This window comes from Vibrio vulnificus NBRC 15645 = ATCC 27562 (assembly GCF_002224265.1).
Classification (GTDB): domain Bacteria; phylum Pseudomonadota; class Gammaproteobacteria; order Enterobacterales; family Vibrionaceae; genus Vibrio; species Vibrio vulnificus.
The window spans coordinates 891726-905633 of record NZ_CP012882.1 but is presented as its reverse complement, the minus strand read 5'-3'; the positions used below and the strand labels follow the sequence as shown (position 1 = coordinate 905633).

Here is a 13908-nt window from a genome sequence, read left to right as displayed (position 1 = left end):
TTTCAGACCTTTAAAAGCAGCATTCCGCTTTAGTCACGTTGTTGTTTTAGTTCTTCAAAATGGTTGAACACCATTTTTGCAGCGCCATACATACCAGCGTCATTACCTAATGTGGCTGGTCGCACCGGGGTCATCACACCCATTTCTTTGAGGTACTGGTTCATCAATTCCCACCAGTATTCACGCGAGTTAATCATTCCGCCTCCGAGCAGAACCAACTGCGGATCCATCGTCCAACGAATGTTGCTGATGGTTCGTGATAGTAAGCGCATGAAATCTTCCACCGTTGCTATCACTTTTGGATCTCTCTCGGAATACGCTTGCATAACACTCAAACCATCTGGGTATCTTTTATGCTCCGTTTCCGGTAATTGGAACAACAGCGTTTCGCGTAACCCCGTTCCTGATAGCAGCGATTCCAACGGCACGTTCATTTGTGGTCGGTAAGGATGAGGAACTTCCATTCGTCCCCAGTGACCCGCTAAGTAACTTGAACCGTGGAGCATTTGACCATTGGTTAGCATTGCTCCGCCCAGACCGGTCCCAAGAGTGAGCATCACAACACTGTTGTAGCTTTCAGCTCCGCCTAGCCATTGCTCGCCTAAAAGAGCGCAGTTCACGTCGTTATCCGTACCCACATAAATGCCGAATTCTTCCTCTAGCAAGTAACCCAGACGCGTCCCCTTCCAATTCGGCAAGCTGTCTGTTGCATCCAACACCGAGCCAGAGCGAACGTTAATCACACCCGCAGCCGAGACGCCGATGCCAAGTAGTAACTTCTTTTCTCGACGAGCGCGTGTAAGCAAAGGCACAATCGCCGAGATGATGCTATTCATAATTCCTTCTCGACCTTCACGAATGTTGGTCGCTGAGGTGTTTGCTACGATGAGCTTCCCTTCACTATCCACAAGACCTGCGCGGATCTTCGTACCACCTAAATCCAAACCAAGCGCGAGTTCTGTCATCAGGTCAGCTCCTTCTCTGCTTGAATTGCTTGCGCAAACTTTTGTGTGATCAATTGCGGACGCGTTATTGCAGAGCCAACTACGACAGTCCATGCACCCGCAGCCATCGCTTGGGAAACATGTAAAGGTGTCGAAATTCGACCTTCTGCAATGACCGGAATGGCCAGTGATTGACTCAAACGACGAATAAGAGGCAGATCCGGCGCTTCACCTTGGTGTGCCGTATCCGGCGTATATCCTGATAAAGTGGTCGACACACAATCAACGCCGAGCTTTTCAGCTTCAATACCCTGTTCGTATGTCGCGATATCCGCCATGATTAAACAAGAAGTGCGGCGAATCTGTTGAATCAGGCTTTCAACAGACTCACCAAATGGGCGAGATCGACCTGTCATATCAAGAGCAATCATGTCCGCACCTGAATCGATGATTGCCTGTACCTCTTTTGCAGTTGGAGTAATAAAGATCTCAGAGTCACTGTAATCTTGCTTGATTAAGCCAATCACAGGGACGGTTGGAAACGCTTCTTTTACCGCTTTAATATCATTAACTGACTGAATACGAAGTGCTTTTGCTCCGCCTTCAAGAACGGCTTTTGCCATCTTAACGATGGTGTCTGAACCAAATAACGGTTCATGCGGTAATGCTTGTACTGAAGCGATAAGTTCGCTTTTAAGTGCCACTAACATATTGACCTCAACGAGCCTTGTTACATTACCTTACACTCATTAACACATTGAAATTCAATAAGTTAAAGATTGCTCGGAATTTTGAAATGTTTAAGTTTTTGCGTTGAGGTCAGATTAATTATTTTTTTCAAGCAAACGTCATTTGGTGACCAATTTTGTCATTGATGTGATCACGATCTCTTTATTTTGATAGTTTTGTCGTTTATGAACGATCAAGATCACATCGAGTTTTATCGAACATGGAAAATACCTCGTTAACTAATTGATTCGCTCTCAGAATGGATTTTACTAATGACCTCCAACTCTTTATATCTATCTGTATTTTAATAATTAAATTAGCCACCAAGCCCAAAAACCAACCAAGATCACAAAATATCCAATGTGATGTCATCCACATTTCATCGAATTGAAATGTCGATTTTGAGTGACTTTAATCGCCTTCTCTAAATATTCTCTGTGTGAATCCCTTTTGTGGAGAATTTTTATTCAACAATCCGTGTCGAAATTCATTCACGGACATCAGACAATAATGAGAAATAAAACACTTACCCTACTTACTCTATCGTTATGTTCTGTGGTTTCTACTCAAGCTTTGGCAGACGGAGGCTGGATTCAAAACGAAACCGAATTCAGACACTTCCGGTATGATTACGACAATGCTCCTAATCCTTTCAGTCGTGATGAAGTCGAAGTAAATAAGAAACTCTTACAAGGCATGTTGCAACTCACCGAAGGCAGTGATCTTTGGCTCGATTTACGTCGAATCGATTATTTCACTGACAATGGCGATGGATGGTTTAAAAACGGTTATCACTGGGATCACGAGGCGCATTTACGCTTTCACTACGACGGTATTAAGTTCCTCGGCCGTGATTGGAAGTTCCGCCCAGCTTTAGCTTGGGAGGGTGATTGGAACTTCAAAAACACCAGTGGTGACCTCAACTGGAGCTCTAACGACTACTATCTACAGTTCGATCTTCTGACCTCATTCCCAGAGGGTTTAACGCCTTGGGATAATGGTCGACACACACTTAACTTCCGTCCACTTTTAACTGAATACATTGTTCTGGGAGAAACGAGTAAGTTCCACAATGGTGGTCATTATCGCGGACATCGTCAGCAAGTGATGAACTTCTTCCTTGTGTCACAGTGGAATGAGCGATTTTCGTCTATTTTTAGTTTCCGTAACTACCTAGATACGATGGCTAAAGACGGCATCAAATACCATTACGGTTCAGAAAACGAAACGTGGCTCGACTTGTACAAAGAAGGTGGATTCAAAGTCACTTGGCATAACAAGTTAGAGTTTTATCTAGGTATGGACGATTCAAGTGAAGTACTTCGCGATAAGTTCGTCGAGTTCTACACACGTTTAGAGGCAAGCTACAGCAAAACGCTAGAAAACGGCGTCACAATTAAAGGCTTGGTGGGACAAGATCTATGGGATTACCACTACAACGACAGCATGTATGTGGGTGGCGACTATGGTCGTAGCGAGACGATTGCAATCCTTACATTTAATGTCCCATTAGGTAAATAGGAGTCAGTTTATGCAGTACCTAGGCTTAGATATCGGTGGAACCAAAATTGCCGCAGCGTTGTTTAACGAAGCTGGAGAACAGCTTTATTATCAACGCCATAACACAATAAAGAGTGATTACGACGCGTTTTTAACTCACGTTATCACCATCATAGAGCAAGCAGCATCATGTGCAGATGAATCGATTTCTATTGGTATCGGACTTCCCGGTGCAATCTGTCCAGGTACGCAAAAAATCAAGAACTCCAACATTTTGGTATTAAACGGACAGGCTCTAAAAGAAGATTTGGAAGCGCATTTAAAGGCAACGGTACATATTGCCAATGACGCAGATTGTTTTGCATTGAGCGAAGCACTTTTCGGTGCAGCAAAAAATCATGGCTCAGCATTCGGTGTCATTATAGGTACAGGCTGTGGTGGTGGCGTGGTTTACAATAAGCAGTTAGTAAAAGGGCCGAATAATGTCGCTGGCGAATGGGGACACAATCAACTCGCTTTTTACGATGAAGTGAAAGATGGTAAAACCGAAGACTGTTACTGTGGTCGCGATGCGTGCAATGAGCTATTCCTATCAGGGACTGGTTTTGCAAAACAGTACAACGACAAGCACGCGACCAACCTCACCAGCCAAGAAATTATCGCACTGAAAAGTGACTCCGAATCAGCAAAACGCCACTATGAGCTCTACTTAGATCAACTCGCCCGTGCACTCTCGCAGGTTATCAACTTTTTCGACCCACAAGCCATTGTACTCGGTGGCGGTATGTCGAATGTGCTATCTATTTATGATGATTTGCCGGCTTATCTGCCCCAGTACGTTTTTGGTGGTTATTGCAAAACGCCAATTCTAAAAGCGGAACTGGGTGACGACAGCGGAGTGAAAGGCGCAGCGTTTCTTGGCCTGTCCTCATAAGACAAGGATTATTCAATGAAAATTAAATTACTACTATTGGTATCTGGCGCGGCAATGATGGGCTGTGCTTCAGAACCCGTGGATTTAACGACAATTACTAATTGGCAAAAATACGGATTTGAGCAGGCAAACAAAGGTAACGTGATGTTATCTGATTCCGAAATTTCCGCTGATGATTTTGCACTCTACAAGCAAGGCTATGAGATCGGCAAGAAAGCCTACTGTTCTCAAGATGCTTACAACCTAGGCATGCGTGGCAACACCTATCACGGTATTTGTGACGACGTGTCGCAAGACTTTAAAACGCAATATGAGCTAGGAAGATTGGAATACCTAGCTCTGAAAGAGAAGTTCGACTCAGAGTAGACTTCGAAAACCAAACACCATCATTTAGCACCTTAAGTTCCCGCGGGTTGATGGCAGGGCAAGCTTAGTCACCTTGCCCTACTCTCTTTATTTCACCACGGTTCTTCACTTCACCGCTATCGGCTTATCTTTCACTCCAGCGTAAAACACCAAAATCTCTACCGGCTCATCACCCGTATTTGCGCCAAAATGCCATTGGTCGACGACTTCCGCAATTGCATCTCCGGCTTTCAGTACGATCTTCTCGTCATCTTTTTTCGTGACTGTGATTTCCCCTTTCAGCACAATGCCTGCATTAATGACCGGGTGTTGGTGCATGGGAAGCTGTACGCCCTTCGGGACAGTAATTTTCAAAATGGTGACTTCCGGTTGGCCTTTTGGGTATTCTGGCAACGTAGTGCCATCCCAACTGGTTGTCGTCTTTAGGACTACATCAGCCTCTACTGAATCTGGCAAATGGGTGTCTGCCCAAACAGAGCTAAACACCAATGAAAGTGCAATCACTGCGGTTTGAATCGGTTTCAAAATCCTCTCCTTGTTTATTGATAACCTTTGTTTAAACAGTAAGAGAGGATGGAAGATGATGACGAGTGGATGAGAAGAAGTGTGAGCGAAACAGCGAAGCCTATTATCATGATGCAACAGCCGACTCTGTTGTTGAGCCGAGCATCACTCTTCTACTAGGCTGATTTCGATACGCTCTTTGCCTTTGCCGATGTTCTTTCGTTTAAGTTGAATGCGCCCAACTTCCGATGTGTTCTTTAAATGAGTGCCACCACACGGAACTTGCGCAAAACCCTCAACTTTCCAGTAGCGACGCTGTTCTCTGGTATCAGAAAAGTCACTGATGATGTCATCGTGAGAATCGATCACACTTTGAGCTTGTTGTTGCAGCTCTGGCAGCAATGGTTTAACGCTCTCGTGCCACTCAAAATCAATCCGGCTTTTGTCGGCAGAAATGTGCGCACCGACTTTGGTCATCTTAGGAAAACGATGGGTTACGACCTCAAGAACCACTTCCGCTGCAAAGTGCAGTTTCATCAGAGCATAACGACGCGCCCAATCAATCTGCGTGGTCACGACTGCGCCAGCTTGAAATTTTGGCTCACGTTCCAGAGTGTAAACAATCGATAGACCTTGCTTTTCAGCCTTTATCACTTGGATACCACCGATGGTGCCTGCATCGCTTTCTTGACCTCCAGACTCGGCGTAAAAGATGGTTTCTTCTAGCTCGATACAAGGCCCGTCTGCGCGAGAAACGGTAGATTCCAACTCGACTTGATACGGGTCATCCCAAAATACTTTGTGCGTCATTGCCTTCCCTGCAATTTATCGTGGTGATGCCTTACTTTAGGTGAGTTTTATATCAATGCATACGTAGTAAAACAGTAGACCTTGTTTATCAAGAACTCTGGGGGCTGTTGCTTGGTTATAACTTAGTAAGACGTGAAGCGAGTCAGGCAGCAGTTGAGCATGGAAGAATGCCGAATGAAATTAGCTTTAAATACGCTTGTCAGTTTATAGCGAGTCAACTGAAAGTGATGAGTAAAGCGTTGTCGCTAGGTAATACACCTAAGCGTTTAAAGAGTCTCAGGGGAGACTTATCAATCCTCTTTATAGACAAACGCCCTAAGCCTAATCGGCCTAGGGCGGTAAAAATGTCAAAGACTCGCTACCCAGTTAATCGCAAAGCAGCTCCGCTTAAGTGAACTACATTGCGCCATTTGCGGGGCTTTTTCTTTGTCGCGTTTTGCTACCCCAAAAGGTATTCATCCCCAATGAATACCTTTCCTAACTATTAGGTTATTAATTTGTCTTGCGCTAGACTAGCGATGGGTTCTGATTCAAACATTCGATATGACAACTTCTAACACTTCTCTCGCTCGCCAACTTTTTACCATGACATGGCCAATGTTATTTGGTGTGCTCTCTTTAATGAGCTTTCAATTGGTTGACAGTGCCTTCATCGGGCAATTAGGTATACTTCCATTGGCCGCACAAGGATTTACCCTACCGCTACAGATGGTCATCATCGGTATTCAAGTGGGTTTAGGTATTGCGACGACTGCCGTCATCTCCAAAGCATTAGGTGCGGAAAAACTTCAGTACGCTCGTCAACTCGCAGGGCTTATTTTGCTCATTGGTGCCGTAGGGGTCGCTCTGGTCTGTGTGATCATCTGGTTTTTACGGCATGTGATTTTGTCCCTACTTGGGGCACCTGAAAGTGTCTATGCCGTCATCGACGCGTATTGGCCCTATTGGCTTATCAGCGCTTGGGTCGGCGCTATGCTCTATTTTTTCTACAGTATCTGCCGCTCGAATGGCAACACTATGCTGCCAGGCACCATGATGATGCTCACCAGCGGCTTAAACCTAGTTCTAGATCCACTCTTTATTTTTACTTTCGATCTCGGTATCAATGGCGCCGCCCTGGCAACCATTGTGGCTTTTGGTGTCGGGATTATGATCGTCGCTCCGAAAGTGCATCGCCACTCATGGGTCAGCTTTGATCGTCATGATCTGGATGTCGTTAACAGTGTGAAAGCCGTTGGCCACATTATGGGACCGGCGATGATCAGCCAGTTGCTCCCACCCCTCTCTTCGATGCTGGCGACCAAACTCATCGCGGGGTTTGGCACAGCCGCAATTGCATCATGGGCGCTAGGATCTCGTTTTGAATTCTTCACACTGGTCTCCGTATTGGCCCTAACGATGTCCATGCCTCCAATGATCGGCCGACTTCTCGGTGCAAAGAACTTTGCAGATATTCGTAGCTTGGTCTCCATTGCTTGTCGCTTTATTCTGTTTTTTCAAACCAGCTTAGCCATTATCAGTCTATTCGTGTCTGCTTGGTTGTCTTCTTTGATGACCAGCGATAACCAAGTTGAAGAGATCCTCAATCTTCATCTGACCATTATCCCTATCAGCCTTGGAGCTTTGGGCATCTGCATGTTGATGGTTTCTATTTGCAACGCGCTAGGACGCTCCTACACTGCGCTGCGTATTTCCGCATTGCGCTTATTTGCCTTTTTCCTTCCTGCGCTTTGGTTAGGCGCAGAGCTAGGCGGAATCCAAGGTCTCTTTATTGGCGCTGCGATTGGCAATGTTTTGGCAGGGCTTGTTGCATGGCTAACGTATCGCTCAGCCATCAATCAGTTAGCCGAGTTAGAATCACTCCGCTCTTGATAAGAAGTGGCCAACCCCATAGGTTGGCCACTTTAAAAATAGGCGAGACGCCTAAGCTATTTTCAGTTCACTAAACAGGTCATAAAGCTGGTTAGATTTGTATGGTTTGGGTAGGTAGGCGTCCATCCCGGCCTCAAAGCAGCTTTGAATATCCTCTTCAAGCACACTTGCTGTTAAGGCAATAATTGGCGTTTTTCCATTGCCTTGTTCTGTTTCCCAACGTCGGATTTCTCTTGTTGCTGTAATACCATCCATCACGGGCATCATACAGTCCATTAAGACCGCATCAAATTTTCCTCCTTGAGTGATAGCATCAAGTGCTTCTTGCCCATTACTGGTAATCAAATAGTCAAACCCGGCCTTTTCTAAGAAAAAACTGGCAATTTTTTGATTCATTAGATTGTCTTCCGCAATCAGGATTCGGCGATGGTTGCGGCCGTATGATGCGCTAACTCGTGTGTCGAAAGGACGTTCCTGTTTGGTTGATATTCTCTCACTTGAGAAAGCGGAGGGATGTGACATGTTTTGCGCCAGACTCTCAATGCACGCTTTGAATCGTTTCCCTAAGAATGGCTGGGTCAAAAGAGCATGAACTCGTTCGATGTTAATATGACTGCTGAACAAATGATGCTGACAAACCACGACGCGTTGAAGAGGGATCACCTGCTCAAGTTGCTCTAAGTCTCGAGTCGCATTTTGGTGCAGGCTGTGGCAATAGAAAACCACATCAAAATCGGGCTTCAATAACTGAACTTGCTCCACCCCTTCCGCGATCGTCAACTCAATACCACATAACCGGCTTTCATTAATAAGTTGGTTGGTATAACCATAGTTATCCGCGATCAATAAGCCTTTCTTAATCACTGGTGAACGCCAGTTTTCGGTATCGAGAGTTTCCACTGGGATCGTAAATGAAAAGCAGCTTCCTAAACCTTTTGTTGACGTGGCCGTTAACTCGCCTCCCATCATGGCAACCAACTGACGGCAAATCGCTAAGCCTAAGCCAGTTCCACCAAATTGCCGCGTGATGCTGTCATCTTCTTGCGTAAACGGCTCGAAAATCGTTTCTAGTTTTGCTTGATCGATACCAATACCAGTATCCGTCACTTTGAAGGTCAGATAGCCTTGGTGATCGTGATCATCTGCTTGATAGTTGACGAATGTCGAGATGTAGCCCTCTTTGGTGAACTTGATTGCATTACCGACTAAGTTGGTCAGAACTTGTTTGATTCGGTGATCATCCGCCATTACTTTGGCAGGAATATCCTCTCCCATCGTGATGTGCAGTTCGATGTTTTTGCTTGTCGCCTTCGATTGAAACAGAGTCATGGCTTGGTAGACCGTTTCTCGAATATCCGCTTCCTGAAGTGAAATGTTCAAGTTACCCGATTCAATCTTGGATAGATCAAGGATGTCGTTCAACAAGATGAGCAGAGATTGTGAAGAGGTATCAATATCCCCTAAAATCTCCTTTTGTTGGCTACTAAGTTCACTTTGAGACAAGATTTCAGTCATTCCGATAATCCCGTTCAAAGGCGTGCGAATTTCATGAGACATATTGGCTAAAAAGACCGATTTCGCTCGGTTAGCAGAAATGGCCGACTCTTTCGCATGGATAATCTCCACCATCTGCTGCTGCTTCTCATCAATAATTTGGTTTATCTGTTTAGCAAACACAGTGAACTCGTCATTGCCGTCAGGGATTACTCGTGTTTGCTGACTTTTCTCATCCTCTTTGGTCAAACTTTGTAACGCATTCAAAATGGCATTGAGCTTATTGTAAACCCTTAGCCATGTGGACGTACCCAACATAAACAACACGAATAGCATGGCAAATACCGCACCTGTCATGCCCGTGAAATACCATTGTTGATGCTCTATTTGACTGCGCAGGCTGGTTTCCGCTTGAATCGAAAAACTATTGATCAACAACAGTAGCGTTTGCAAACGATAATCTAGCTCAACACTGTACGCTTTAAGCTGATCCAAAGAGAGCGTTCCTGCGGCAATGCTGTCTCGATATTGCACACTGCTTTGATAACGTTCTGATGAAAAAAACTGCAATAGCTTTTCAACTTGATGATGACTTGCGCCTAAATCAAGAAAACGCTCAAGCGCTTGCTGTTGCCTTTCAATTGCCTGATAAAACGCAGCATAGTCAACGCTGTACGTTCCTTGCGTTTGTAATTTGTACGTGAGCAGCGCTTCTTTTTGCGCCCAATAGGAAAGGGAGATGAGCTGAGTAATGAGCTTTTGCGTCGTTTCTGCATCATTAAGAGACAAATGAAGATGCTCATTTTCGATGGCCTCCAACATCTCCCGCAAAACATCAAACCCCCACTCTGATGAAATCAATCTTTCTTGCGCTGGTTGACTTTTTATTTCCGACAACGCTTCAATTAAATCGTTTTTTAACCCACTTAATTCCGATGAAACATCCAGCGAGTACATAAACTGGTTGAATGAGTCACTTTGCGATAACTCATCCAAATAACGCATTTCTCCTTGAACCCCCTGATAAATCCTAAAAGCCGTTTCAGCAATCCCATTTTGTATGTGTATTCGACTGATGGTTTTATCAAGAGAGTCTAACTGACGACGGTTATTTAATAACTCCTGCACTGTAAAACCCAATATAAAAATAGCGGGTAGCAGCGAAAGCAGGGCGAGACGAGTTTTTATAGAAATCTTCATCATATTTGTTTCGTCCTTGCAAGCATTGGGACCTAGCCTATCCTTAATACTAGACCAATTTCATAGCAACAAAATAAAAGTTAATTAAATCGCGGGAAACCGGTGAAACGGTGTGAGGTTAATGCCTAAATTCAGTCTGTTGGTGATCGTTGTTGTATTAATTAGTGTGCTCTCATCCTTATCTGTGAGAGCCGCAGACCAGTACATCATTTTTTCGCTCAACCCTCAGCTACCCACCTTAAGCACCAGCCAAGTTAAGATGATTTATCGCGGCAAAATGACGCAAATCGATGGCATTCCTTTTGAACTGCTCGATTTGCCCGCTTCGTCGCAACAACGTAACCAGTTTTATCAAATTTTATTGAACAAAACTCCGTCACAAATGGCCGCTATTTGGGCCAAACAAACCTTTTCAGGACGCACAAAACAACCTTTTCAGCTATCGGAACAAAGCATTAAAGAGGTAATGGAATGGCTAGCCATTACTCCTTCCGGCATTGCTTATTTCCCAGCGAATGAGGTACCCAGTGACGTACATGTGCTCTACCAATTTACGACTGAGGAAGAATAAATGAGGCTTAAATTTATTTTACCCTTGTGCCTACTCTGCTCTCCGGCTTACGGAGAATGGACGCTGTCGGACCAACTCACCATCAGCGGATTTGGCTCACTTTCTGCGAGCAAAAGCGATCAAACGACGCCGATCATCCAAGAAAAAGAATTTACTGATGAATGGTGCTACGACTGTGAAACCACTTTGGGCCTGCAATTGGATTGGTCGATGAATGAAAACTGGCGAGCATCGCTACAAGTCGTCAAGCAACCTCGTGATCACTTCTCTGAGCCCTCACTGGCTTGGGCTTTTGTGGAATATCGCTGGGATGATTGGAGCACCAAAATAGGCCGTCAGCGGATTCCTCTTTTTCTTATGTCTGAATACTTGTTTGTCTCACAGGCTTACCCATGGCTTCGTCCTCCTATCGATGTCTATGAAAGCGTGTTAGGCATCTCCAATTACGATGGCTTGTCACTGGACATGCAAAAGTGGCTCACTCCAGACATTCCGATTCGCCTAGCGAGCTTTGTTGCGAAGTCGAGCCGCGATGACTACGTGCTTTATGGTGAACCGCTCATCATCGACACCGACATTGCTTATGGCATCACCACCGAAATCGATTTTGATGAAAATCTGGTTAGGGCTGCAATCATGCACACCGTGTTTGAACAAACCTATCCAGCGAGCATCATCATTCCTGGAGGTGAGCAAGCGTTAACCTTGTTTAGTCTAGGTACCATTTACAACTGGCAACAGTGGCAATTTATTGCTGAGTTGCTTACAAGCAGTCGCTATCACTCCAATTGGTATGTCAGCGTTAACTACCAATGGAACGATCTCACACCCTATATCACCTACAGCCAAAGGAGAAAATCTGTCGAAAACGAAACATACAGCATAGGCTTGAAATACTCTCTATTGCCTAATTTGAGTGTTTATGGCGAATGGCTTTACATACAAAGCTCTAAAACTGTGATTAGCGGCCACTTTACTCAGCCTCAACTCCCACCAAACGAGTTGGTTGGTGAGGTAAACCTATTTAGCCTCGGCTTATCGTTTACTTTTTGAGTGTTAAAGTAGATCCATGTCTTACTTAAAGTGCAATAATTGAATTGCGTTACAACTCATGAGTGCTTTTATACATTATTTTCACAAAATAAGTTTCTGAGAATGAAAATGTCAATACGTATTTCGTTGTTCAAACCAACCAGATTACGGCTTAATTTCAATCAGTTACAGACATTTTATCTGTTTTATTTTTCCTAGCAGAATAACAACTTGCCGTGTAAACTCCCGCCACATAAATATTACAAGACTATTACAACCCTTATCCCTGCTTTCTGTTCCCCCTACATTCAGAAAGTAAGGTCAGCCCCAAAAACGTGAAAGGTCTAATACAAACATGAGTCCAGAGAAATATCTCCAAGACTGGCAAACCAGCCAAACGATTGCGGAATCCATCACTCCACTTATCGGCAAGCTGTACCGCCAAAAAGGTGTCGAAATCATTCTTTTTGGTAAAACCCTGATCAATGCAACCACCATCGACATTCTCAAAACTCACCGTGTCGCTCGACACTACACTGGCACTCCTCTTTCTCTTGAGCAAACACTACCTATCATCGAAAAAGTATGTGACATGAGCATTTCTGCTTGTCGTGTTGATGTTGGCCAACTTGCTCATCAATATTGGGAAAGCCATGACGATGCGTCTGCACTGGATGACTACTTACAAACCGCGTTAATTGGCGCATTGGATGCAGGTTCTTCGCTCGCATCACGAGATGTTGTGTTGTACGGTTTTGGCCGAATTGGCCGTCTATTAACCCGCCTTCTTATTGAAAAGAGTGGCCCTGGCTATCCACTAAAACTGCGTGCCATTGTTGTCCGTGGTGGACGAGATGGTGATTTGCAAAAACGCGCAAGTTTGCTTCGTCGTGACTCTGTACACGGCCAATTCAACGGCAGTATCGTCATTGATGAAGAAAACAGCGCATTGGTGATCAACGGCAACTTCGTTCAGATCATTTATGCGAACAAACCTGAAGAGGTCGACTACACCGCATATGGCATTCAAAACGCCTTAGTGGTTGACAATACTGGCGTGTGGCGTGATGCAGAAGGCTTAGGCCAACATTTGCAATGCCAAGGCGCTGCGAAAGTCCTGCTGACTGCACCAGGTAAAGGTGATATCAAAAACGTCGTATTTGGGGTGAACGAAGATGTGATTAAGTCAGACGACACCATCATCTCTGCCGCAAGTTGCACCACCAACGCCATCACACCAGTGCTGAAAGTGATTAACGACAAATATGGCGTCATCTCAGGTCACATCGAAACGGTGCACTCTTACACTAACGATCAAAACTTGATCGACAACTTCCACAAGGGCGATCGTCGTGGTCGAGGTGCGGCACTGAACATGGTATTGACCTCAACGGGCGCAGCCAAAGCAGTAGCGAAGGCACTGCCTGAACTCGCCGGGCGTTTAACTGGTAATGCGATTCGCGTCCCAACCCCGAACGTATCGATGGCAGTTGCTAATCTCAACCTTGAAAAAGGTACGACAAAAGAAGAACTTAACGAGTATCTGCGTGAAATGGCGCTGGCTTCACCACTTTCTGCACAAATTGACTATACCGATTCGACAGAGATTGTTTCTAGCGATCTGGTCGGCTCACGTCATGCGGGTGTTGTGGATGGTCAAGCAACGATTGCACAAGATAACCGCGCAGTGCTGTATATATGGTATGACAACGAGTTTGGCTATAGCTGCCAAGTTGTTCACTGTATGGAACAAATGATGGGTGTTCGTTATCAGACTTTCCCTCGTGTGTAATTAGCTTGCTCCACAACTAACGACACCTTGATAACGAAGCCACCAGCGGGTTTGTTTACCTACGACAAAGCCGCTGGTTCAAATATTTGTTCTCTTATAACGACAATAATAATCTCTCCCCCATTGCACCTGTACCCCCTGATACAGGTGCCTTTTAACC

12 protein-coding genes and 1 pseudogene are annotated in these 13908 nt (G+C 44.9%); 8 read left to right on the top strand and 5 right to left on the bottom strand.

Annotated features, from left to right (window positions below):
- Positions 1-29 precede the first annotated feature (29 nt).
- Both AOT11_RS19645 and AOT11_RS19640 read right to left on the bottom strand, forming a co-directional pair.
- A complete protein-coding gene (locus AOT11_RS19645) occupies positions 30-965 on the bottom strand; it encodes an ROK family protein (RefSeq protein WP_017421645.1) in 936 nt (311 codons plus the stop codon).
- The gene (locus AOT11_RS19640) at positions 965-1654 is read right to left on the bottom strand and encodes an N-acetylmannosamine-6-phosphate 2-epimerase (protein ID WP_017421644.1); all 690 of its coding nucleotides are present in this window, start codon (positions 1652-1654) and stop codon (positions 965-967) included. Before AOT11_RS19640 ends, AOT11_RS19645 begins: the two co-directional genes overlap by 1 nt.
- 529 nt (positions 1655-2183) lie before the next feature.
- Between AOT11_RS19640 and AOT11_RS19635 the strand changes: the two genes are divergently transcribed.
- Genes AOT11_RS19635 through AOT11_RS19625 form a run of 3 tightly spaced genes read left to right on the top strand, consistent with a single transcriptional unit; the run spans position 2184 to position 4473 of the window.
- On the top strand, positions 2184-3194 hold the full coding sequence (locus AOT11_RS19635) for a hypothetical protein (protein ID WP_017421643.1): 1011 nt from the start codon (positions 2184-2186) through the stop codon (positions 3192-3194).
- A 10-nt stretch (positions 3195-3204) separates the two neighbouring features.
- On the top strand, positions 3205-4107 hold the full coding sequence (locus tag AOT11_RS19630; protein ID WP_017421642.1) for an ROK family protein: 903 nt from the start codon (positions 3205-3207) through the stop codon (positions 4105-4107).
- A 15-nt stretch (positions 4108-4122) separates the two neighbouring features.
- Positions 4123-4473, top strand: coding sequence for a DUF2799 domain-containing protein (locus AOT11_RS19625; RefSeq protein WP_017421641.1), 351 nt, complete (start codon positions 4123-4125; stop codon positions 4471-4473).
- A 105-nt stretch (positions 4474-4578) separates the two neighbouring features.
- Here the strand turns inward: AOT11_RS19625 and AOT11_RS19620 are convergent, their stop codons facing one another.
- On the bottom strand, positions 4579-4998 hold the full coding sequence (locus tag AOT11_RS19620; protein ID WP_017421640.1) for a cupin domain-containing protein: 420 nt from the start codon (positions 4996-4998) through the stop codon (positions 4579-4581).
- Positions 4999-5142: 144 nt separating this feature from the next.
- Positions 5143-5787: an alanine--tRNA ligase-related protein gene (locus tag AOT11_RS19615; RefSeq protein WP_017421639.1), complete on the bottom strand. Its 645-nt coding sequence runs from the start codon at positions 5785-5787 to the stop codon at positions 5143-5145.
- Between the two features lie 59 nt (positions 5788-5846).
- Between AOT11_RS19615 and AOT11_RS19610 the strand changes: the two are divergent.
- Positions 5847-6182: pseudogene (locus AOT11_RS19610) on the top strand (IS4 family transposase); the annotation flags it as partial.
- A 148-nt stretch (positions 6183-6330) separates the two neighbouring features.
- Positions 6331-7659, top strand: coding sequence for an MATE family efflux transporter (locus tag AOT11_RS19605; RefSeq protein ID WP_017421637.1), 1329 nt, complete (start codon positions 6331-6333; stop codon positions 7657-7659).
- A 51-nt stretch (positions 7660-7710) separates the two neighbouring features.
- On the opposite strand, the gene AOT11_RS19600 is transcribed toward AOT11_RS19605, so the two are convergent.
- Positions 7711-10356: a hybrid sensor histidine kinase/response regulator gene (locus AOT11_RS19600; protein WP_017421636.1), complete on the bottom strand. Its 2646-nt coding sequence runs from the start codon at positions 10354-10356 to the stop codon at positions 7711-7713.
- A 109-nt stretch (positions 10357-10465) separates the two neighbouring features.
- On the opposite strand from AOT11_RS19600, the gene AOT11_RS19595 reads away from it, so the two are divergent.
- The 3 genes from AOT11_RS19595 (at position 10466) to AOT11_RS19585 (ending at position 13748) form a co-directional block, all read left to right on the top strand.
- Positions 10466-10924 (top strand): hypothetical protein, encoded by a 459-nt coding sequence (locus tag AOT11_RS19595; protein WP_011081688.1) that lies wholly within the window; start codon positions 10466-10468, stop codon positions 10922-10924.
- Positions 10925-11977, top strand: coding sequence for a porin family protein (locus AOT11_RS19590; RefSeq protein ID WP_017421635.1), 1053 nt, complete (start codon positions 10925-10927; stop codon positions 11975-11977).
- Positions 11978-12311: 334 nt separating this feature from the next.
- Positions 12312-13748 carry a glyceraldehyde-3-phosphate dehydrogenase gene (locus tag AOT11_RS19585; protein ID WP_017421634.1) on the top strand — a complete coding sequence of 479 codons (1437 nt, stop codon included), beginning with the start codon at positions 12312-12314 and terminating at the stop codon, positions 13746-13748.
- The last annotated feature ends 160 nt before the right edge of the window (positions 13749-13908 follow it).